This window comes from Actinokineospora spheciospongiae (assembly GCF_003182415.1).
In the GTDB taxonomy this organism is placed as follows: Bacteria; Actinomycetota; Actinomycetes; order Mycobacteriales; family Pseudonocardiaceae; genus Actinokineospora; species Actinokineospora spheciospongiae.
In genome coordinates, this window is sequence record NZ_QHCP01000002.1 from 379,094 (window position 1) to 400,558 (window position 21,465).

Genomic DNA, 21,465 nt, shown 5'->3' on the forward strand with positions numbered 1-21,465 from the left:
CGCCGGAGGCGGACACCCCGGCTCTCGCACCACCCGGCCGCTGCGCGCTTCCCCGGGCACGGCAAGGGCCCCACCGCCGAGGCGGTGGGGCCCTTGCCGGACCGGTGTCAGGTCGCGCGCAGGGCGTCCCTGAGCTTGACCTTCGCCCCGCTGCGCATGACGGCGTTGCGGTAGATCCGCCCGGAGAGCCACACCAGGCCCGGGATGAGCGCCAGCATCAGGACCACCGCGAGCCCGGCCTCCCAGGCGGGCACCCCGCCCATGGCCAGGCGCATCGGCATCAGCGTGGGGGCGAACAGCGGGACCACCGACAGCACCTCCACAAGCTGGTTGCCCGGGTCGTTGGGCAGGATCGAGATGCCCAGCACGTACCCGAGGATCACGAACATCAGCGGCGGCATGATCACCCCGCCGACGTCCTCCTGGCGGGAGACCAGCGCCCCGAGCGCGGCGAACACCAGCGAGTAGGCGATGAACCCGAGCAGGTACCACACCACCAGCCAGACCACCGTCCCCACGGCGGTCGACAGCGAGACGTCCAGCACCCCCAACCCGAGCGCGGCCCCCAACCCGACCCCGCCGATGAGCACCATCTGCAGCAACCCGATCGCGCCGATGCCCACCACCTTGCCCACCATCAACTGCCACGGCCGGATGGTGGCGAGGAGCAGTTCGACCACCCGGCTGGACTTCTCCTCGACCACGCCCTGGGCCACCGACTGCCCGTTGATCAGCAGCGACATGTAGATCAAGATCCCGGCGAGCATGCCGATGACCAACTGCTGCCCGTCGTAGTCGAAGGGCGCCTCCAATGGCCGCACCTCGGCGGTGGCGCCGCTGACCTCCTGGGCCACCTGGGCGGGGTCACCACCGAGCTGGGTGATCTGCCGGTTGAGCGCCAACTGCCCCGCCAGCACGTTGACCACGCTCTCCAACGAGGAGTCGATCTCCTTCTCCACCACCACGACGATCTTCGACCCGTCGCCCACCAGCAGGGCGTCGAGCGAACCGTCCTCGACCAGCCGCCGCCCCTCGGCCTCGTCGGCAACGGTCCGAGTGGCGATGTCCTGCCCGACAGCACCCGCGCTGTTCTTCAGCGGCGCCTCCAACGCGGCCGACGCGCCGGTGAACCCGACGGTCGCGTCCGCCCCGTCACCGCTGGTGAACTTCATGACCAACGAGAACCCGACCAACAGCAGCAGGGTGACCGCGGTCGTGACCTGGAACGCCTTCGACTTCAACCGGATGGTGACCTCCCGGCCCGCCACCAGGCTGATCGCACCCCAGTTCCCCATCCGGACATCCGGCACCCCACTCATGCCGCCACCTCCTCGGACACGACGTTGCGGAACAACTCGGTGAGCGACTGCCGCCGCCGGGAGAACTCGACCACCGGCCCGGTGGCCAACGCCGCGCGGAGGACTTCCTGGTCATCGGCCCCCTCCCCGAGTTCCAGGACGGTCTGCGCCCCCACCTGCTCCAGCACCGTCACACCGGGCACCCGATCCGCCCACCCCGGCGAAGCCCCGGGGGCCTCCACGACCAACCGCACCAGTCCCCCTTCCCGCAGCGCGTCAACCCGGTCGCACGCCACCATCCGCCCACTGCGCACGATCCCCACCCGGTCGCACAACCGCTCCACCAGGTCCAACTGGTGGCTGGAGAACACCACCGGCACCCCCTGCCGGGCCTTGTCCACCAGCACCTGGCTCATCACGTCAACGGCCACCGGGTCCAACCCGGAGAACGGCTCGTCGAGCACCAAGATCCGAGGCTCGTGCACCAGCGCGGCGGCCAACTGCACCCGCTGCTGGTTGCCCAGCGAAAGCTTCTGCACCTCGTCCCCCAACCGCTGGGACACCCCCAGCCGCTCCGTCCACTCCTCCACGGCCCGCTTGGCCCGACCGGCGGAAAGCCCGTGCAACCGGGCGAGGTAGACAAGCTGCTCCCCCACCTTCATCTTCGGGTAGAGCCCCCGCTCCTCCGGCATGTACCCGATCCACCGCCGGGTCTCCGCGGTGATGGGCGACCCACCCCACCGCACCTCCCCCGAGTCGGCCGACAGCACCCCGAGCGCGATCCGCATCGTGGTCGTCTTCCCCGCCCCGTTCGACCCCACGAACCCGAACAGCTCCCCCGCCCGGACGTCGAAGGACATGCCGGCCAACGCCACCACGTCCCCGTACCTCTTGGAGATCGAGTCGATCTCCAACACCCCGTCAGTCACCCCTGGCTCCCCTCTCACCTGCGCTTACACCCCACTTGCCCCCCGGCAGCGGGAGACAAACCCACTGCGCAGCCTGCCCGGTCGGCAGGTTGGGGACATCCGGGATCGCCCCTAGTGGAGCAGCCGGGGGTGTGGTCCTGCATCAGCCTGCGGGAGGACCCGGTAGGGTGTCCCGGCGTAGGCCCTCGTAGCTCAGGGGATAGAGCATCGGTTTCCTAAACCGTGTGTCGCAGGTTCGAATCCTGCCGGGGGCACCATCAAGAAATGTCCACTCGGTAGGCCGCTCACCAGCGAAAACACGCCGATCGACGTATCGGCTGACCACTCCACCCCGTGCCTCTTCGCGCTCGCCGTGGTGCCGTGCGTGGTGCGACCGGCGTACGGTCGCGTCATGAGCGCGCCCAGGAAGCGGGGCAGCAACCGCCAGCGAGGCACGATCCAAGCCTTGCCGAGCGGCGCTCTGCGTGCCCGCGTCTACAGCGGCGTCGACCCGCTCTCCGGCAAGCGCGTCTACCTGACGGAGACGATCGGCCCTGACCACCCGCAGCAGGAGAAGGAAGCCGAGCGGGCGTTGACCCGCCTGCTGTCCCGCGTTGACGAGAAACGCGCACCCCGCACGCGCGCCACCGTCAACAAACTCATGGACAGGTACCTGGACCTGATCAATGTCGAGGAGACCACTCGCAGCGGCTATGAGGGCTATATCAAGAACCACATTCGTCCTCTACTGGGACGGATTCAGGTTGGCAAGCTGGACGGGGAAACACTCGACTCGTTCTATGCCGTTCTTCGCCGATGCCGGAAGCACTGCGACGGACGAAAGTTCACCGAGCACGCCGAGGAAGGCGCGCACGAGTGCTCAGCGAAATGCAAGCCGCACACTTGCAAGCCACTCGCCGCTTCCTCCATCCGCCAGATCCACGGATGCCTCAGTGGCGCACTATCACGGGCTCAGAAGTGGAACTGGATCACAGTCAACCCTCTCGAACGCGCCGAGACGCCCAAAGCGCCGAAAGCGGACCCTCACCCTCCAACGGCAGCGGAAGCGGCTTCGATCATCAACACCGCTTTCCTCGACCTCGCTTGGGGCGTACTCGTGTGGATGGCGATGGTGACAGGAGCACGGCGCGGCGAGATTTGCGCAATGCGCTGGGACTTGCTCGACTTCGACAAGAGTGTCCTCACGATCCGAACCAGCGTCGCACAGAGGAACTCCAAGACCTGGGAGAAGGACACCAAGGCTCACCAGCAACGCCGAATAGCCCTTGACGAAACCACAGTTGCCATCCTTCAAGGGTACAAGCAGCATTGCGCCAGTCAGGCCAAGTCGGTAGGCGCAACCCTGGACCCGAAGGGACGGATATTCGCCCCGGACATCCGTCATTCGCAGTGGATCAAACCGAGCACTGTCACGCAACGGTACCGCAGGATGTGTGCACGACTCGGCTGGGACATGCACATTCACCAGTTGCGCCACTACTCCGCAACCGAGTTGATCTCAGCGGGTGTGGACATCCGAACAGTTGCCGGTCGACTGGGACACGGTGGCGGTGGCACCACCACCTTGAAGGTGTACGCGGCATGGTCAGCAGAGGCCGACCAGCGCGCGGCGGCCAGCCTAACGGCTCACATGCCCACACCGCCTATCGCCTTCGCCAGTGACGGGCTACCGAAGTCGTCCACCGAGAAGGACGCAAAGCACCCCTACGAAGTAATCGCCGCTCACCTTCGAGGAGCGATCCTGTGCGACGCGATCAAGGTAGGCGAAACGCTCCCGGCTATTGCCACGATCGCCCGCAAGTACAACGTCGCAAACAGTACAGTTCACCGCGCGATACAGATACTCGAAGAGGCAGGACTGGTTGAAGCAAGTCGCGGAAAGCGAACAACCGTGATCAGCGCAGTTCCGAGTGATGTTGCGCCAGTCATCTCGTTGCACACTAAACGCAAAGCGTAAGCGCACTGACAACCGGCGCAAATATCTGGTCGGGCGGGATGAGCCTGGTGAGTTCATCCCGCCCGACCCAGAGAACACTCTCGTTCTCCATCGGGTCCAAATTTACCGCGTCTCCAGCAACATAAGTGCACAACACATAGTCGCAATGAACGTTGGTCACCGGATGCAACCGACTTCCAAGAGACTCCGCCACGACACAGTGAACGCCAGTCTCCGCAAGGGTTTCTCGAACTGCCACCGCTTCCGCCGAGCGACCAGGCTTGACCATACCTGCCGGAAATTGCCAGTACAGCCCTGCATCATCTCCACGCCGACAGACAACCAAGATCTCGTAACCGCGCATCACAATGGCCACAGCCACACGCAATAGATGCGCATCAGGTTTCCTCAACCCCGTCGGGGCTTGCAGAAGCTCGTCTATAGAGGTCTGAAAAATCCGCTCCAGCAGCCTGGCGGTGACTGGTCGAACAGAAATAGAACGACCTGACCGTTCGCCCGATGCCAGACGTTGTAGGTGGCGCAAGCTCAGCGTGCCAGGTTCGTTGGTCTCCCTGGCAAATCTTTCCGCGTACTCCACGAACTCGTCGTAGGTAAGGTTGCGCTCTCGGATTCGCTGCTCCAGCAGCGTCCGAGTTCCGCGCTTGGGTGACGCGCCCGCCGATGCCACTCGAACCCCTCCTGTCAGGTCCCGTAGGTCCGCCTTGCGGCGCGTGGATGTCGTCCGTTGGTCGTCCCCTCCCCACCAGGGTCAATGGCAGGGTTGATTTCAGTCTCCCATGCCCCACGGAGGACACGCCATCCAACAAGCAAGCAGGAGGGATCAGGAGTTCCACACCATGAACACCACGGACTTGACCGCCCTTATCTCCCAGCTCCAGGCGATGAGGACCACCGCCTCTCAGATCAACTACGCCCTTGAAATGCATGGGATCAACCCGCACGAGGTCGAACGCCTCGAAGCCCTCACACCCCGGATTCTCGACACATGCCATCGCATCCTCGCCACCCAGTTCCAGAACCACCCACCCAAACCGCCTACCTCCCCGGCAACCTCATCGACCTCATCGTCATCCCCGACCACCTCCTCTCAGCCGCTCTCACAGGCAGTCTCACCCTCGGCGACATCGCCAATCTCGCCATCGCCCTCGACGACGTCACCACCTGCCTGCGCTGGCTCTTGAACAACCCCACCAACCACCACGCTCGGACCCTCCGCGCCGAGTTCGCCATCTTCGAGTTCAAGCCTTCGACCCAGTCCGACTCGCCCAGGGAGAACACGTGAGCCCCAACAGCGACGCCACCGCCACCCTCAACGTCGCCCTCGCCCTCCTCGGCGATGTCACCACCGCGCTCAGCAACCTCCTCAACGACCCAGAGATGCGCCTCACCACCACGCAGGCCACCAAGTTCCACGACCTCACCAACGCCACCCGCACCGCCACCGCCGCATTGGCCACCGATGACACCAGCGATGACGCTTTCGCCGAGTTGGACGCCATCGTCACCGCCACCCGCCGCACTCAGACCGCTCCCACGAAGGAATGCGATGCCTCCGCCTGAGCTGCTGAAGACGATCCACTCACCACCCCGCGCCGGAAGACAGCAACCCGTGCCCACACCTCATGCCGACCGAGGACCCCACGACCTCCGCGCCCGCGTCGTCGGCCGTGCCCTCGCCGACCACCGCACCCAAGCAGGGCTCACCCTCCAGCACATCGCAGCCGCCTACGGCGCCTCACCCGCCACCATCAGCCGCATCGAGAACGCTCGCACCTCCATCACACCCACCAACCTCGCCACTCTTCTCGGCATCTACCGCATCCCCGCCCCGGAACGAACTCGACTTCTGTCCATCGCCAGACCCCAACCCCTCCCCGGCTGGTGGACCACCACTCCCACCGACCACACCAGCACCCTCACCCAACTCCACGCCGACGCTCACACGATCACCACCTACGGACCCCACCACCTTCCACCCCACCTCTATCCGAACGCGCACCCCATCAAGCTGAACACCAACACCTATACGGCCTACCTCCACGAAACCGCCCTCCGCACCGCCACCTTCGCCCAACTCGACCACCTCCTGAACCTCACCGCCACACCTCGCCTCATCCTCCGCACCATCCCTCGCCACCTGCCCCCGATCAGCGACGCCACCACCGCCTACCACATCCACACGCACCACCCCGTCATCCACCTCGCCAGTCTTTCCCTCTCCGCTCTCATCGACCACCCCACCCATACTCGGGCACACCTCGACACCCTCGACCAACTCGCAGACCACGCCCTCACCCCAACCACGACCACTCAGCTCATCACCCAGATCCGCAACGCGCGCAGCCGTCGTTGATGCGCCAAGCCCGCGTAGCCGACCGCTGCCCACCGCGCACCACCCCGCACAGCTCGCTTCTCCGTGACAGCAAGCCGCCCGGTCTGGACACGTTCGCCGTGTGTCCAGACCGGGCGGCTTTTAACGTCACCACTGCCCGGGTCCTGTCTCGCTGTCTTGCTGTCACCAGACCAGGTTCCCCCAGGTGAGGAACATATTTGTCCTGTCTCGACAGCCTGTGACAGGCCCATCGGGTGTGACACCACCCGAACAGCCTCACAAGGCTTCTGTCTCAGGCTCGTAGCCCTCAGCCAGACGGTCAGCGATGTCCCACAAGGTGGCGACGTGGTAACCGCGCATCTGCCGCACACCTTCGCGCGTCTCGATCCTCTCCCGGGTGGAAGGGCACCCGAGCTTGCTCATCTGACGACCGAACCACGCTGGGTCGGCACCGACTGAGTCGATCAACTCGGCACTGGCGATGAACTCGCGATCCCCCGCATGGCTGGTGACGTAGTCGATCACCGATGCCAGCGGTTCAGGGAGCGTCGTCGCCTCAGCGTCGGCCGAGCCGCCCTCCTGTTCCTCTGAGGACGCGAGCGCAGGCACCAGCGTTGCGACCCTGGATGACGAGCGCGGCCTGTCACCTGCCGCGTGCCCCGTCAGTGTCCCTTCCTGCTCACGCAGCGCGCGGCCTCGCTGGCAGATGACTCGCCAGTCCTCGTTCGGCATGTAGTAGGTCCGCACAGTCATCGCCAGCACGTCAGCACCAGCGTCGATGTCACCGTCCGGCCGCAGGATGCCCACTCCCTTGTGGGACGGGAGAAGGCGGCTGGCATCGTGGCCGCGTGTGTTCATCTGTTCGCCCAGGACGATGTTGCTGTCACGCCAGTCCATGACCCGCAGCGCGAACCGTGATCCGAGCACCGCGCGGAGACCGGACGGGATCGTCTTCGAGTCCGGTCGTTGGGTGGCCAGCACCAAGACGATCCCCGCTGCGGGTCCTTTCTTCGCGAGCCAGGTCAGCAGCTCGCCCACGTGCTCACCAACCGCCAGTTGCTTGCCCTGGACGTCCACCGGCGTTCGGTCCTCCAAGGGCACCTGGACCTCATCGAGGATGACGGCTGTGACCGGCATGTCCAAGGTCAGGTCACGCGCCATCGCGGGTGTGACCTTGGATTCCGGACACGTCGCATCATCGAGGTCACGCATCCGCCGGTACCGGCTCTGCACTTCTCCGACAAGCTCCGTCAGCCACTCGACCAAGGTCAACGTGTGCTCTTGTTCGTCACCGGACATGAAGCGGTGCGCGACCAGCCCCGCCGCGTCCCAGTCCTTGCCCGCCTTGAAGTCGGCGATGTAGAGACGGGTGTACGGGTCCATCACGAGTCCCGCCGCTGCCAGCCGTGTCGCGAAGGTCTTCCCTTGCCTGGGGATCGCACCGACCAGGAGCGAAGTCCACACCAGCGGCAGATCGATCCGGCGGTTGCGGGCATCGCGACCGAACGGAACCGGCTTCCACACATCCCACCGGGGCACCCCCAGGAGCGGGGTACGTGTCGGCGGACTCCGGTAGGGATCGGAGTCAGCGACCCAGAGGGCTACCCGGCCGGCGTGACCGCCGTTCCCACGAACGCGCTCCGCAATGAGTTGCACTTCATCCACAGCCAACGCGGACGCGAGAGCATCCCGGTTCTTGATCACGTCGGCTGCCTTGCGGGTAGCTGGGAGATCAACAGTCACCGACCAGCCGTCGCCCTCTCGCCGGGGTCGTTCGACCAAACGCAGCGACTCTTCCTTGCCGATCAACTTCGAATCCCGGAAGGCGTCAACGAGGACCTGGGGGTCCATCGTCCATGTGAGGGATCGAGGACCGGCGAGTACGGCGGTTCGACCCGGTGAACCGTCCTTGCGTCTCCCGAGTATTGCCAGCGCCACCGACACCACCGCTCCGGAACACCACAACACCTGAGACCCGTAGATGAGATGAGCGACCGCGAGCACAAGAACAACCAAGAGAAGACCAGCACCCGTGACCCGCCACCGGAACAGGCCGAGTTCACGAATCTCCGAGAACTTGTCCGCCAGCTTCTCCTGTGCGAGTGCCGCCTCTCGGAAGTCGCCGACGCGCACCCACGTACGCCACGAGCGCAGTGCCACCACGAGCCCACGCGCGACCGCGCGGACGTACCGCCATGGTCGCGTCAGGACCCATGCGAGGGCGTGTCGCACGGCCTGGCGCAGGTTGACCCAGCCCTTGAAAGCAGCGGGCACACGAGGCGAGTAGACCCACCACCGAGCGAAGCGCTTTTGCCGCGACTCCTGTAGCGGCGCACCCACCTCGTCGACCAACTCACCGTCAAGGATCGGGCCAGCGTTCATCACCTCCCGTTCACTGTTCACCGCGCGCCCTCCTGTCATGCTCAGACCTGCGCTCAGCCACTTCCGCTGACAGAGCAGCGGCGAGCCGGGATGACAGGCCACGTGAGCACGCCGTGGCCTCACGCACCCACGCGGGCGTGATCACGACGTCGGGCGCCCACGCCTGGCGGGCGTCAGCCAGGTAATCCGCGAACAGCTTCCGTCTCTTGCCTTGTCCCGGTCGGTTCGTCATCGGCTCTGACCCTGCACGGTCGCGAGCCGCATAACGAGGCCATGAGCCAGTCATTTGAGCGCGTATGCGGGTCATTTGGGGATCTTGGGGGACATCGTGAACGTCATCGAGAACAGCCGGCGTACGCCTGTCACCGTGAACGGTCGTGTGGTTCATGGTCTTGTCAGAAGCCTTGCGCGACGCCTCCACGAACGCTGCCTCGACAGCAGCGGTGAGCTTGTCGCGCAGGTCGGTCACCGCTTCTGCGGCCGTGAAGACGACAAGCGGTGGAACCGAGTGCAGCACCACTCCGGACACTGACCCCGCAACCCACGACTCCCAGGTGTTCATGGTGTAGGTGGCGGCGAGCGCGAACCACTTGGCACGGCGCACCCATCGCCCGGTGCTCACGCGGTACCGGGCGGTCACCTGTTCGGCTCGCAGGATGGCCAACAGGACGAGCGAGACCATCGGGTCCAACAGCCATGCAGCGAACCACGGGAGCGACCACGGCTCTGCCGACCCGGCCGCGAAGCGTTGAACGTTGGCCATCGTGAACGCGAGGCCCAGGACGATGCCAGCCCAGCACAGGCGGTCCACCTGCACCCTGACCTGTTCGACCCGCAACGCGACCACATCAGGGTGCGTCCGGTACGACCGCACTCGCGCCGCTTCCTGTGCCGCTGACGCGAGCCGATCCAGTGAAGACAACCCCGGGGCGGGGCGAGCCGCGTACTCGCGGCCCGCCCCCTGCTGCCCCGGCACGTGACGGGTGGCCTTCATCGGTGGCCGCGCCTGCGTGTGCCCCGCCCGTCGTCGCCCACGATGGTCACGGCCTTGACGACCGTGTATGCCGCGAAGAGAGCTGGTAGGCCCAGTGTGACCCCGACCAGAGTGGCGTTGTGGACCGCATAGGTGATGACGACCCACTCGACACCCACGATGAGGCCCGCGAAGACGAGCACACGACCAGCCAACGACACCGCACGCGCTCCGCTGCGAGCCGTGTCAGCCGCCGCGCGGGCCTTCCGCGCTGCCGATCGCCACACCAGCAGCCCCAGCAGCAAGGCGCTGATCCCGGCGACCACCAGAGCCGGGGAAAGGGTGATCGTTTGCATCACTCCCCACCTCCGCTCTGCAACTCCTCAGCCGACCGGTGCGCCAGCCAAATCGGATACAGCGCGCGCCGGTCGTCTTCATTGAGGGCACCCCACACACCAAGGGGCTGAGGGCCGTTGGTCCTCATGTCGGCTTCCAGGCACTCCCGCCGCACGGGGCACCCCGCGCACACGTCCGCCGCCAGCTCGCGATCGGTCGCGCGGGCTCCGGCGATCGCAGCCGGAACCGGAACTCCGAACAAGCCCATGCAGGCTCCATCTCGGATGACGATCTCCAAGAGAACGTCATCCGGAACGAACGCCAGGCAGTTCAGCTCCGCTGCCAACTGGTGGTACCTGTCGGGGGGCGTGTACTCATTCACCACGCACCCCCAGGCAGCTCCGCAACCTCACGTGCGGCGCGGTGGTTCATCGCGATGCGGGCGGCGTCGACCAGGCCGCCGGTTTCGGCCACCTCGCTCAGCAAGCGGTCGAGGACGGCGGCGGGAACGACGTAGCGGGAGCGCACCCGGACTGCGGGGAAGTCGCCCTCCCGGATGACTCGGTAGAGGGTGGAAGCGCCCATGCGGAGAATCCCCGCCGCTTCCTTGACCGTGTAGAACGCCGGACGGGCGTTCTTGTCAAGTTCGGACATGACTGTGGTACCCCAACTGCTAGGGATGATTTAAAGCCGGATGTTGGGATGTTTTTATCCCTCAATGGCCTGCGGAAGACCCAATCCGTCGACTTCAAGGCGATGCCGACGCATTCAAATCACGCGCGCGCTACTCTCGGGATCGGAGGCGGACCCCGGAGGAGCACGTGTCGGAAGATTGGGCGGCAGTCGCGCAAGCGATTAACGCGCGCCTTGCCGAACTCGGCTTGAGCCAGCGCGACTTGATCGAGCGCTCGCACGTCTCCAAGGCGATCGTCCGAGAAATCCAGCACAACGTCACCCAGAGACGCCGCAGTGAGCGCACCCTGGAAGCGCTTTCCGAGGCGCTGGAATGGCACCCTTCGCACCTGTCGGCGGTTGCCGATGGTCGAACGCCGCAAAATGTCGGCGAGCCCGTCATGAACTCGTACGACGATGTGCCTGGACGCTTGGCAGTGATCGAACACCAACTGCGCGAGATCGTGGGGAGGCTTAATGACGTGCATGAAATCCGCGAGCAGCTTGACGCGATCAACACCGGTGTCGAAACGGTTCTGGAGCACATCCGTCCGCAGCCCGGTCAACGTGGCCACTGAGAGACAAAAGCCTTTGCTTTCCATGTCCACAAGTGAACGCCTGAAAGCAGCCGATAACCATGCATTGACGATGCATTACCAGTGCATTCAAGTGCAGCCCTGATGCACTGACAGTGCATCGGTCCTGCTAGGGGGCGATCCGGTGGAGCACGTGCAGGTATGGACGGGCGAAGTCGCCTGCCGCCTACAAGAGGCATTGCGACTGACCAACGAGGGCTACGCGCGAAGACTGGGGATGGCGGTCCGCACGGTCGCCAACTGGCGAGCCAACCCGGATTTGAAGCTCTCTGCGGAAACCCAGCAGATCCTGGACCGCACCCTGGCCGGAGCTGACAGAGAGGCACGCGCAAGATTTTTCGCGCTACAAAATAACAGCCCAATCGATCCCAGTGAAATCAGGACCAGCGCACAAACCCTGACAGTAGCGATCGCAGTGGTCACCAAAGGCGATTCGGTTCTAATTGTGCAGCGCCGCGGGGAGGAGGGCGGCGGTATATCCTGGCAGTTTCCCGCCGGATTCGTGAAACCAGGTATCGCGCCTGAGATGGTGGCTATTCGAGAGACCTACGGCGAAACCGGAGTGCATTGCTCAGCGACGCGCCGACTAGGAAGCCGCATACACCCCATTACACACGTACTATGCGAATACGTTCTCTGCGACTACCTGTCAGGGGAGCCAGAGAACCGCGATCCCGCTGAGAATGTTAGCGTTACATGGGCACTCAACAACATGCTCACCCGATTCATCCCGTCCGAGCACATCTTCCCCCCTGTACTCGAAGTTCTTGGAGGCCCCAAAAGTGAGTGAACAGACGCCAGGAAGCGAACCCGCAATCTCCGCAGCGATCATCACGCATGAGGGCAAGGTGCTCATGGTGCGCCGTAGGGTCAAGGAAGGCAGCCTCTCCTGGCAATTCCCAGCAGGCGAGGTTGAGTCGGGCGAAAGCGCTTCGGAAGCCGCCTCACGAGAAGCACGTGAAGAAACTGGCCTCAACGTCAGCGCGGACAAGGTACTTGGCGAACGGGTTCACCCCAACACCGGCCGCACCATGATTTACGTTGCGTGCGCCGTTGAGAGCGGAAGCGCCTCAGTTGTAGACGATGAAGAACTCGACGCCATCGCCTGGGTTTCCCTGGCAGAGATTCCCGAGTACGTCCCCTACGGCCTGTTCGGCCCCGTACAAGAACACTTGGATTCAACCCTGTCCAAGTGATGGGAAGCGAACAGGGGCGGCGGAACCGATAGGTTCCGCCGCCCCTGCGCTCGTTAGTTCAAGCTAGAACGTCTGATAAACGTTCGCGCACAACACCGGAGTGTAGAAGATCAGGAATAGCGATCCCGCCAACCACCTGCTGCGTGCTCGCGACTTCCGTAACGCTTGATTCCGGTAACCCATCCAAGAGACCAATTGATCTCATAGCCCAGCGCTTCGCAGCATCGAAATTTCGTCGCCCGTCGACATCTTCGTTCCTGTAACGAAACGCCAGCGCATAGGCAATCTGCGCCGCTGCTCGCGGATCATACTCGACCACAGTTCGATACTCTGATTCAAGCCAAGCAATCGAGATCGACATTAGTAAGCGAACTTCTCTGCAAGTGTCTGGTAATCGAACAACTCCGACTCATCAAACCAAAGCTCCACCTCATACCTAGCTTCCTCGGGGTTTCCGGAAGCATGGATCAGATTCATGACAGCCTTGCCGGTGATCTCGGAACCGGCCTTCGTCTGATGCGCGTAATCTCCGCGAACGGTCCCAGGCGGCGCATCGTTCGGGAATGTACTCCCAATGATCTTTCGCACCTTGGCGACCACATCGTCACCCTCAATCGCAAGCGCGATAACAGGCCCAGACTGCATGAACCCAGCCGTGCAGTCGTAGATTCCCTTACCTGCTCGCTCCTCCAAATCAAAGTAGTGCCTCTTCGTAAAGTCGGCATCCAAGTGCTTCATTTTGGTGCCGACAATCTTGAGCAGAGCGTCTTCAAACCGAGCAATAATCCGCCCAACCAGCCCACGCGCTACAGCATCTGGCTTCAAAAGCACAAGGGTACGCTCAACAGTGATATTACCATTCCCGGACATGACACTCCTTCTCTTAGATACAACGAGAGGAGAGTTACTGCTAACTAGCGCAGTTGCAAGCACAACGCGCACTTGCTACAAAAGTTGCACCGAACGTGTACTAATCAACTCGTGTTCGATCACATCGCCTAGACAGGTACTGGCACCGCACGTCCATACCCTCCCTACCCCATTCCTGCTTTCAAAACCAACTCGGATGAGTATCGTTCGCACCGTGGATGCCCGCCTAGCAAATTCGAAATGAAGCCGTCTTAGTTCTCATAAAAGGCTATCACGAAAGCCTGAGAGTTTAACGTGAATGCGAAAGGCATTCGGCGGGATTATTCGAGTTTGTTGATCGGCGCTCCCCGTCATGCATCCCGTGTACATCGGCCTAAGAACGACGCTGCGGCGAACCAAGACGTCCTGGCGCCAGTCAAGGCCTGACACCGTCGGAACGGCGTTCCGACTAAAGGTCGGATGTTCGGCGGAAGGGAGGGCTGGCCCGGCAGGAACGTGGTGGGGCGCACACCTTGTCGTAGGCCGCTGTTAAGGTGCAGTTCCTCGGCTGGCCCTCGTAACCTCGGATCTCCACAGTTGACGACCGTGACGATGCGACGACGGCCACCGCCATGACCACGACACCCCTCGGCACAGAGGGATCCCGATCGCGGAGGTGTCCATGAGCGCGGGGGAGCGACGGACATTCAGCGGCGCCGAACGCATTGCCCTGTACCTCACTGCGGATGGTCGCTGCGAGGCGTGTGGGGATGATCTTGAAACAGGGTTTCACGGCGACCACGTGATTCCATACAGCAAGGGCGGCATCACCGATGTTGTCAATGGCCAGGCGCTGTGCCCGCCATGCAACCTGAAGAAGGGCAACTCTTCGATGACCCAACGTCACCTCCGCGCCTGGCAGAAGCGGGCACTCGATACTATGGACCTGTCGCCGGGGCCGAACTTCATGGTCACGGCCACTCCGGGCGCGGGAAAGACGACGTTCGCGCTGGCGGCGGTCGAACACTTCCGCCGAGGTTGCGCCCGCATCGTAATCGTCGTGCCGACGAGCCACCTGCGCTACCAGTGGGCAAACGCCGCTGCGCAGTTCGGGTTGCAGCTCGACCCGAAGTTTGAGAACTCCAATCTCGCCGTGAACAAGACCTACGACGGCGTTGTGGTCACTTACGGTGCGGTTGCCAGCCAACCGCACGTGTATCGCCGGATGAGCCAGAACGCCTTTGTCGTGCTGGACGAGGTGCACCATGCCGGTGAAGATCGGTCTTGGGGCAATGCGGTAAAGACGGCATTCCAAAACGCCACCAAGCGATTGTTGCTCACCGGAACCCCGTTCCGGTCTGACGACAACCCGATTCCGTTCGTGGCTTACGAGCCCGACGAGAATGGTATTTTGGTATCCAAATCCGATGTGCAGTATAACTACGGCGATGCCTTGCTCGATTCCGACGGCGTAGTTCGCCCGATCGTTTTCCCCGCACTGGACGGCGAAGGTACTTGGGATGCTGGTGGGGTCACTACGAGCGGACGTATCCACAACGAGCAGGATCCAAAGGAGGCCAAGCGCGCACTACGGACAGTTTTGGCCCCTGACGGGAAGTGGATCCCTTCAGTGATCGAACAGGCCCATCGCGACCTGCTCGATGTGCGCAAAGAGACCTTCGATGCGGGCGGTCTAATCATTGCTGAGGACCAGGCCAAGGCCAAGCGTTACGCCGAGGTGCTAACCAGAATCACCGGTAGGGCGCCTGTGCTCGCGATCTCCGAAGACCCACTCGCTTCGGATAAGATCACCGCATTCGCCAAGAGTAGCGAACCTTGGCTTGTAGCGGTAAAGATGGTTTCCGAGGGCGTAGACTTTCCTCGTCTGATCGTCGGAGTGTGGGCCACCAACGTCGAAGCCGAGTTGTTTTTCCGGCAGGTTGTCGGCAGGTTCGTTCGCACCCGCCGCAGCCTTTCAGGTGAGCCGGACACGTCGATCGCCACATTGTTCATCCCATCGCTGCCGTCGATGATCCAAATGGCGGCGAAGATCGAACGCGAGATCGACCACGCGCTGACCGATAAGGCCAAGGATGACGACGCCCCCGTGGGCACCGGCGGAGGGTCAACCCAATCACAGGGAATCATCCCCTTGGACTCCACGCGGGCCGAGCACCACGCGACGATCCTGTCCGGCGAACAGTGGCTGACGCCGTCGATCGAAGAAGCCACACGCAGGGTCACTGAACTAGGTTTCACTCCGACTTCCACTAATGTAGCGTTTGCGGCCAAACTCACCGCGAAGGTCATGTCGGAGGCTGTAGCCGCACAGACCCCTGCTGCGCCAGCAGTACCGGGGATGCTGTTCGACGTGGTCACGCCAGTGGAACCGGTGGCCCTACTAGCACCGGCCGCGCCAACGGCACCCGTGGTGCCTAACTACCAGAAGGTTTCCGCACTCCGACAGAAAATTAACATTATTGTGAAGCGACTGGGCAAGACCAAGGGGATGGAGTACAGCTTCCTTAACGGCGAGCTTAATAGGAAGGTCGGCATTGAGAAGCGCGAAAAGGCCACAATCCCCCAGCTTGAAGAGTTGCTGCGGATTGTGACCGAGATGGACCGGGGGCGCTAATAGTGGCGGACTTGCAGGACAACTGGCGGATTGTAAGAGCCACGGGTGAGGCTCTTAAGTACGGCACTGACGGGCTCAAGACGGTCCTGCTCGGCTTGGGCCGTCTCATCGACGAGGAACCGTGGCGCGAGTATGTCTACGCTGACGGAAGTGTGGTGAAGTTCAGTTCGTTCGCCAAATTTGTCACCAGCCCTAAGGGGCTCAACACGACTTCGGCGCGGATCAAGTCCTTGATCGCCTCCGATATCGAATTGCTCGACAAGTTCGACCAAGCATTGAGTTCTCAGCAGGGGGAACGCCGCGACCTCGCGGTGGCAAAAACATCCGAACGGGTCGACATGCTTGTCGAACCGGATGTTGACGATTTTCCCGCAAATTCGGAAGATACAGGAAACTTCGTTGAAAATGTAAACGAAATTTCCCCGTCTCGATCGACTGGCACATCGCGGCAGGCCGCATTACGTCGGCTTCGTAAGGATGCCCCCGAGTACCATGCAAAGGTCATCGCCGGAGAGATGTCTGCCCACCGAGCAATGATTGACTCAGGACTTCGTCAACCTCCTCCCAAAGTCCGGGTGCAGAAGACCGCGTCGATCCCCGAGATCGCCGCCGTACTGCGCAACCAACTGTCTCGGGACGAACTTCTGGAACTGCTCAAGCTGCTCAGCAGTTGACCATCACGACGTACCGTGACGAACTGATTACGCCACGGCACCGTGCCGATACTCCGAACAGGTGTAATAAGGCGATCGCCGATCACCGCCCTCACTGCCATGGCATCGTGCTGACTACACAGGCAGGCGGTGAAGGATACGCATGATTGAGGCAGACGCGGAGCAGTGCGACGGCGTCCAAGTCCAGGCGGGCGCTGGCCTGCCCAAGTCCGCGCGCCAGGAACAATTCAGCCTGGGGTTCGTACATATGGTCGCCGCCGCAGCGGGCTGCTGGATCAAGACCCATGCCACCGACTACGACGGCGTTGACGTCACCATCGCTTCCTCGGCCCGCTACAGGAAGTTCTACGGCCCTCAGTTTGAGTTGCAGCTCAAATGCACCACCCAGCACCGCTACCTTACGGCCGATCATTTGGCGTGGCCGATGAAGGCCAAGGCGTACACCAAGCTCGTTTGCCCGGACCGCTTCATCCCCGCCTACCTCGGCGTCCTGCTGATCCCCGGTGACGGGGACGACTGGCTGGACCAGGATGACGCACGCTTGCTCACCCACAGTCGCCTGTACTACGAACGCGCCACGAACCTCGGCAACCTGCCCTTAGAGCAGGACAGCAGGACAGTACACCTACCACGCAGTAACCTCTTTGATGTCGCTGGCCTGGAGGCCATCATGGCTGCTATCGGAGACGGAGGTGACTGGTGAGCGCATCGACTGCGAGGGATTACCGTGAACTCGCGGGCGCACTCTCCCCGTCTGCGGTATCACAGTACCTGGCCAGCCACGACTGGCAGTTGGAGTCACGGCGTGACGCTGTCCGGGAGATATGGCGCCTTCCCGGCGACCGCAGTGACCGCGCCCGCATCATGCTGCCGCTGGCTACCGGGTACGCCGACTTCACCGACCGCTTTGAGGATGCCCTGATCGCGCTATCCCAGGTCTATGGCGTCGGAGCATCGCAGCTAGCCGACTTCATCGTCTCCGCCCGTGCGGACCTGTTCTTTGTCCGGCTTGATCAACCCATGGCCGACGGCACCATCCCCTTTAAGCAGGCTGAGGCCACGATCGACGCGCTGTACAAGATGCTCAAGGCCGCCGCAACGACCGCCCACGACCCCAACCACTCGCATCGGGGTCGTCGGTCCAGTATCGTGAACGATTTTCTCGACCATGATGTCCGCCTTGGCCACACTCAACGTGGCAGTTTCGTGTTCACGATTCTTGCCCGCCTCGGAGACCCTGCCAAACCCGCACCAGCCGCGAGCGCAGCGCAATCGACTGTGCCCATCGACTTCTCCCGAGCGGCGATGCAAACTCTGGCGCAGGCACTGGAGACAACTAGGGACCTAACTCGCGCACTCGACGAGTCCGTGATTGAGTCCGCCGCCCAGTTTGGCCTCAGCGCTGGTGTGGTGGAATCACTAGAAGACATCACAGCCCCACAGTCACTGCGGTCGTTGGACCTGTCGTTTCGTTGGGCAACCAGCGAACCCGCGCCTGCTGTTGGCACCCGGGCCATCATCCTCGATCGCGACGCTATCAATGGATTGTCCCATGTACGTGAGCGGCTGATGCGGAGAGAGGAGCCACCACGACGGGAAACCTTGATCGGCTCTGTCCGGTCGCTGACCCGCGAGGACACCGCACCCGATGAGCCCGAGTCCGCGACAATCGTGCTGGTGGCCGATGTCCGGGGCAAAACCCGCGCGGTCAACGTAACCGTCACCGGCCAAGACCACGACTGGGCGATCCTGGCGTACCGGAGCAAACTTCCCTTTACCGTCACCGGTGATCTGTCACGCGAGGGACGCGGCTGGCGCCTGAGCGATCCGGTCGTCGATGATGGTTTCTTGCGGCACCACAGCAGTGGACGTTCATAGAAATTGGATGTAATACCGCATGTCCTATCTTGGGTGCGCTACTGGTCAGATGAAAGCCAGCACTGCCACGCCCGGCCGTGCGCCGAGGTGGACCGCCTTATCATCGATGGCGGGGTCAGCGCCGGAGTACTACCTTTCGACGCCTACATGTGCAGCACGGTGGACGGAGAGGCGCTAGCCCTACTTCCTTACCAGGCTGGTTAAAACTTGGCTATGCGTGGTCGCCGCGCCAGCGGCGAGGCCTCCACTCTTGCCAGACCAGGCCGACGGCGGCATGGTGCGCATCGTGGTGCGAACTGGCGAGAATCCTGGCGTTCCCGGCTGCGGTTTGAAGTTAACGGGAGTGTTTGCCCTGGTAGAGCATGTAGACTAGGCGGATGCAGAGATTCCTAAACCGTGCGTCGCAGGTTCGAATCCTGCCGGGGGCACCACGCTCATACAAGCATGATGAGCCCTTCCGCAGCGTACGCTGCGGAAGGGCTCATCGCGTTCCGCTGTTCCGGAAGCAGCCAGCGGTATGGTCAATCTTCGAGCAAGTCTTCCAACCGGCCGATCGGGTCGTTGTCGACGTCCCCATCGGCATCAGATCCCGCGTCGGCCTCCGAGGAGCTCTGGGAGTCCTCGTCAGTGGTCTTCGTACGCTCGGAGCTCGCCGCACTCCATTCGTCGTACTGCTCGTCCGGGACGTAGAACCAGTCGCGCAGGGCTCGCTTCAGGAACTTGTTCGCCGCCTGCGCCGCATCCTCCCGGAGCCGGGTTTCAGCAGTCCCAGGCCTGCTCTGCTTGAGGGCTTTCAACTGCTGCTCGGTGCAGAGCTTGAGGTAGAAGCCACGCGCGTCCTCGACCATGTCGGCGAAGGAAGAGGGCTCGGAAAACCAGCGGGAGACTTTCTCCCAGGCGACCGGGGTGGCAAGCGCCTGCAACCAGAAGTAGCGGAAGTAGACCGACTGCGAGCTCTCCATGCTCGCGATCTGGTTGATCGGACTGCTGACCTCGCTCTTGTTGAAAGCCAGCCTGCGGTCCCGCGCTTTTCCATTCTCCTGGGCGAAGAAAGCGTTCAGACCACTGACGAGGTCGTTGGCGAACCGCGGCAGGTCATCCAGGCCGACATCGTCACGGTCCCTGACCAGTTCCCACAGCGAGCCCAGTGTCATCGCCAGGCCGAGCTGACAGGCATGGGTGTTGAAGACAGCAAAAGCAGCCTTGGCCGGTTTGAGGTTCCCCGGTTTCGCCGAGTTCAGAAATTCCGCCGTGCGGTGGATTTCAAAATTCGCTTCGCGGCCCTTGAGCGCGTCCCACGCCCTGACCACGTCGGACTTGGAAGTGCTCTTGTCCCGGGAGTACTTTTCCTGGAAATGCTCGTGACTGTCCTTCAGCGTCCAATACACTCCCACGCCTCCGAAGATGGCGTCGTGGGCCAAGCGCAACCAGGTGTCATCGACGTGCCACTCCTCCTTCAACTTGGTGAGCGCACGGCCATGCGCCGCGTACGGCGCCGTCTTGGACAACAACGTAAGGATCGCCTGACCCCAAGTCGCCGCGAAACGATCGGCGATCTTGGAAACCTGCCCCTGGGGGAATTCGGTGTTGCCGATCTTGTCACGGCGGTAGGTGATGGCCCCGTCGTCGAACTCGTCGGGGAAGAGGCTGGTCATGTCGAGCTGCTTGCGCATGTGGGTGTCCTGCTCAGTCAGGTTCGGCCGTCCGAGGACGGTCGCGGAGACGTTCTGCAGGTGCCTCGACGGACCGAAGACGCAGCGGTCCACTGCGAGCTTCAGCAGGTGGATGTTGGTGAGGACGGACCACCGGGCAGGCCTGTTCGAATTGACCTCGGGGTTGTCGTACTCCACCGCGTAGAGGGGGAGGAACTCCTGATCGATGCCGTTGCGCAGGTCGCTCAACATCCGACGGGCGAGGATGTTCCCCAGCTCGGCGTCCGACAGGAGGATGATCCTCGAGTCGGACGGGGGGCGCGCCTCCTTGTTGACGTCGACGAACAGCTTGCGGGCTGCCTTGTGCGGGTTCGCCCCGTCACCGGTCTCGCCGGGGAACCAGCACACGGTGACCGGAACCTCGATCTTGCTGAGGTCCATGTGGTCCGCAGTGGCGTCCTGCAGCGCCTGCTTCACCTGGTGCTCGTAGAAGGACCGGAACCGCGCACCGCTCGAGTTCTGCCAACTGCTGGTCATCGTCCGCTCGATGGCGAGGAGAGCCATGGCCCGGTGCTGCCCGTCCAGCACGACGAGCTGGGACTCGGTCTTGTTCCACCAGAGCTTGCCGACGCTGGCGGGGTGGAGGCGGCTGTTGTCGTCCAGCAGCCGTTGGACGCGGAAGGACGAGCCCGCATCCTCCTGCTGCCACCGTGCGTGGTCGTCCTCGACCTCGGTGGCGGGGCCCAGCTCCGGGAAGGCGGACGGACGCTTGCTCCGGAAAGGCAGCAGGACCGCCACGACCGGCGGGAAGAAGGCAGGCCCCGTCATCTGCTGGCGGAGCAGGTAGGGGATGAGCTTGACCGCGACCCGGTGGTCGTCGAGGTCACGCTGGAGGAGCTGGTTGAAGTCAAGGTCCTCCGCCTCCATGACCTCCCGAACCGGGGCCAGACTCTTGGTCAGCTGCCGCTCCGGGTCGTCAGAATCCTCGCCGAGCCTCGCCTTGGTCATGATGTAGTCGACCTGACCGGCAGGGGTGCTGAACTTTCCCCAGGTTCCCTGCACGTAGTCGCGGAACACAAGCTTGGTGCCAGAGCCGAACATCGTTT

General features: G+C 63.0%; 22 protein-coding genes and 1 tRNA gene. 12 read left to right on the forward strand and 11 right to left on the reverse strand.

Features of this window, described 5'->3' with window-relative positions; genetic code table 11:
* Positions 1-107: 107 nt before the first annotated feature.
* Together DFQ13_RS05395 and DFQ13_RS05400 are read right to left on the reverse strand one after the other, a co-directional pair.
* Complete coding sequence (locus DFQ13_RS05395) at positions 108-1,319, reverse strand: ABC transporter permease (RefSeq protein WP_110079033.1); 1,212 nt, start codon at positions 1,317-1,319, stop codon at positions 108-110.
* Positions 1,316-2,158 carry an ATP-binding cassette domain-containing protein gene (locus tag DFQ13_RS05400; protein ID WP_110079301.1) on the reverse strand — a complete coding sequence of 281 codons (843 nt, stop codon included), beginning with the start codon at positions 2,156-2,158 and terminating at the stop codon, positions 1,316-1,318. The genes DFQ13_RS05395 and DFQ13_RS05400 overlap by 4 nt, the downstream gene beginning before the upstream one ends.
* A 250-nt stretch (positions 2,159-2,408) precedes the next feature.
* Here DFQ13_RS05400 and DFQ13_RS05405 point away from each other — a divergent pair.
* Together DFQ13_RS05405 and DFQ13_RS05410 are read left to right on the forward strand one after the other, a co-directional pair.
* Positions 2,409-2,484: transfer RNA gene (locus tag DFQ13_RS05405), tRNA-Arg, on the forward strand.
* Between the two features lie 134 nt (positions 2,485-2,618).
* Positions 2,619-4,184 carry a tyrosine-type recombinase/integrase gene (locus tag DFQ13_RS05410; RefSeq protein WP_110079034.1) on the forward strand — a complete coding sequence of 522 codons (1,566 nt, stop codon included), beginning with the start codon at positions 2,619-2,621 and terminating at the stop codon, positions 4,182-4,184.
* Here DFQ13_RS05410 and DFQ13_RS05415 read toward each other — a convergent pair.
* Entirely contained in the window at positions 4,168-4,761 is a 594-nt protein-coding gene (locus DFQ13_RS05415; protein ID WP_219994296.1) for an NUDIX hydrolase, read from the reverse strand. The genes DFQ13_RS05410 and DFQ13_RS05415 overlap by 17 nt on opposite strands.
* A 408-nt stretch (positions 4,762-5,169) precedes the next feature.
* Between DFQ13_RS05415 and DFQ13_RS32985 the strand changes: the two genes are divergently transcribed.
* The 3 genes from DFQ13_RS32985 to DFQ13_RS05430 are packed head-to-tail and all read left to right on the forward strand — an operon-like array spanning position 5,170 to position 6,537.
* A complete protein-coding gene (locus DFQ13_RS32985; protein WP_146241111.1) occupies positions 5,170-5,466 on the forward strand; it encodes a hypothetical protein in 297 nt (98 codons plus the stop codon).
* Positions 5,463-5,744 carry a hypothetical protein gene (locus tag DFQ13_RS05425; protein ID WP_110079036.1) on the forward strand — a complete coding sequence of 94 codons (282 nt, stop codon included), beginning with the start codon at positions 5,463-5,465 and terminating at the stop codon, positions 5,742-5,744. Before DFQ13_RS32985 ends, DFQ13_RS05425 begins: the two co-directional genes overlap by 4 nt.
* A gap of 49 nt (positions 5,745-5,793) precedes the next feature.
* A complete protein-coding gene (locus DFQ13_RS05430) occupies positions 5,794-6,537 on the forward strand; it encodes a Scr1 family TA system antitoxin-like transcriptional regulator (protein ID WP_181399856.1) in 744 nt (247 codons plus the stop codon).
* Between the two features lie 255 nt (positions 6,538-6,792).
* Here DFQ13_RS05430 and DFQ13_RS05435 read toward each other — a convergent pair whose 3' ends face one another.
* From DFQ13_RS05435 to DFQ13_RS05455, 5 genes are read right to left on the reverse strand one after another with little or no spacing between them, the layout of a single operon-like run.
* Positions 6,793-8,937 (reverse strand): cell division protein FtsK, encoded by a 2,145-nt coding sequence (locus DFQ13_RS05435; protein WP_110079038.1) that lies wholly within the window; start codon positions 8,935-8,937, stop codon positions 6,793-6,795.
* On the reverse strand, positions 8,909-9,892 hold the full coding sequence (locus DFQ13_RS05440) for a hypothetical protein (protein WP_407643129.1): 984 nt from the start codon (positions 9,890-9,892) through the stop codon (positions 8,909-8,911). The genes DFQ13_RS05435 and DFQ13_RS05440 overlap by 29 nt, the downstream gene beginning before the upstream one ends.
* Positions 9,889-10,227, reverse strand: a complete 339-nt coding sequence (locus DFQ13_RS05445) for a hypothetical protein (RefSeq protein ID WP_110079304.1) — start codon at positions 10,225-10,227, stop codon at positions 9,889-9,891. Before DFQ13_RS05445 ends, DFQ13_RS05440 begins: the two co-directional genes overlap by 4 nt.
* Positions 10,227-10,589, reverse strand: a complete 363-nt coding sequence (locus tag DFQ13_RS05450) for a WhiB family transcriptional regulator (RefSeq protein WP_233438272.1) — start codon at positions 10,587-10,589, stop codon at positions 10,227-10,229. Before DFQ13_RS05450 ends, DFQ13_RS05445 begins: the two co-directional genes overlap by 1 nt.
* A complete protein-coding gene (locus DFQ13_RS05455) occupies positions 10,586-10,861 on the reverse strand; it encodes a helix-turn-helix domain-containing protein (RefSeq protein ID WP_110079039.1) in 276 nt (91 codons plus the stop codon). The genes DFQ13_RS05450 and DFQ13_RS05455 overlap by 4 nt, the downstream gene beginning before the upstream one ends.
* A gap of 167 nt (positions 10,862-11,028) precedes the next feature.
* Here DFQ13_RS05455 and DFQ13_RS05460 point away from each other — a divergent pair, with 167 nt between their 5' ends.
* From DFQ13_RS05460 to DFQ13_RS05470, 3 genes are all read left to right on the forward strand, one after another.
* The gene (locus DFQ13_RS05460; RefSeq protein WP_110079040.1) at positions 11,029-11,457 is read left to right on the forward strand and encodes a helix-turn-helix domain-containing protein; all 429 of its coding nucleotides are present in this window, start codon (positions 11,029-11,031) and stop codon (positions 11,455-11,457) included.
* A 142-nt stretch (positions 11,458-11,599) separates the two neighbouring features.
* Positions 11,600-12,265: an NUDIX hydrolase gene (locus tag DFQ13_RS05465; protein ID WP_110079041.1), complete on the forward strand. Its 666-nt coding sequence runs from the start codon at positions 11,600-11,602 to the stop codon at positions 12,263-12,265.
* Complete coding sequence (locus tag DFQ13_RS05470; protein ID WP_181399857.1) at positions 12,258-12,671, forward strand: NUDIX hydrolase; 414 nt, start codon at positions 12,258-12,260, stop codon at positions 12,669-12,671. The genes DFQ13_RS05465 and DFQ13_RS05470 overlap by 8 nt, the downstream gene beginning before the upstream one ends.
* 58 nt (positions 12,672-12,729) lie before the next feature.
* Here the strand turns inward: DFQ13_RS05470 and DFQ13_RS32990 are convergent, their stop codons facing one another.
* Positions 12,730-12,990 carry a hypothetical protein gene (locus DFQ13_RS32990; RefSeq protein ID WP_146241113.1) on the reverse strand — a complete coding sequence of 87 codons (261 nt, stop codon included), beginning with the start codon at positions 12,988-12,990 and terminating at the stop codon, positions 12,730-12,732.
* A 41-nt stretch (positions 12,991-13,031) separates the two neighbouring features.
* On the reverse strand, positions 13,032-13,541 hold the full coding sequence (locus tag DFQ13_RS05475) for a nucleoside-diphosphate kinase (protein ID WP_110079043.1): 510 nt from the start codon (positions 13,539-13,541) through the stop codon (positions 13,032-13,034).
* Positions 13,542-14,202: 661 nt separating this feature from the next.
* Between DFQ13_RS05475 and DFQ13_RS05480 the strand changes: the two genes are divergently transcribed.
* From DFQ13_RS05480 to DFQ13_RS05490, 4 genes are all read left to right on the forward strand, one after another.
* Positions 14,203-16,155 carry a DEAD/DEAH box helicase family protein gene (locus DFQ13_RS05480; RefSeq protein ID WP_110079044.1) on the forward strand — a complete coding sequence of 651 codons (1,953 nt, stop codon included), beginning with the start codon at positions 14,203-14,205 and terminating at the stop codon, positions 16,153-16,155.
* 2 nt (positions 16,156-16,157) lie between these two features.
* Complete coding sequence (locus DFQ13_RS32995; RefSeq protein ID WP_146241115.1) at positions 16,158-16,829, forward strand: hypothetical protein; 672 nt, start codon at positions 16,158-16,160, stop codon at positions 16,827-16,829.
* A 142-nt stretch (positions 16,830-16,971) separates the two neighbouring features.
* A complete protein-coding gene (locus DFQ13_RS05485) occupies positions 16,972-17,532 on the forward strand; it encodes a DUF4365 domain-containing protein (RefSeq protein ID WP_110079045.1) in 561 nt (186 codons plus the stop codon).
* Entirely contained in the window at positions 17,529-18,707 is a 1,179-nt protein-coding gene (locus tag DFQ13_RS05490; RefSeq protein WP_110079046.1) for a hypothetical protein, read from the forward strand. The genes DFQ13_RS05485 and DFQ13_RS05490 overlap by 4 nt, the downstream gene beginning before the upstream one ends.
* A gap of 521 nt (positions 18,708-19,228) precedes the next feature.
* Here DFQ13_RS05490 and DFQ13_RS05495 read toward each other — a convergent pair.
* Positions 19,229-21,460, reverse strand: coding sequence for a ParB N-terminal domain-containing protein (locus DFQ13_RS05495; protein WP_110079047.1), 2,232 nt, complete (start codon positions 21,458-21,460; stop codon positions 19,229-19,231).
* Between the last annotated feature and the right edge of the window lie 5 nt (positions 21,461-21,465).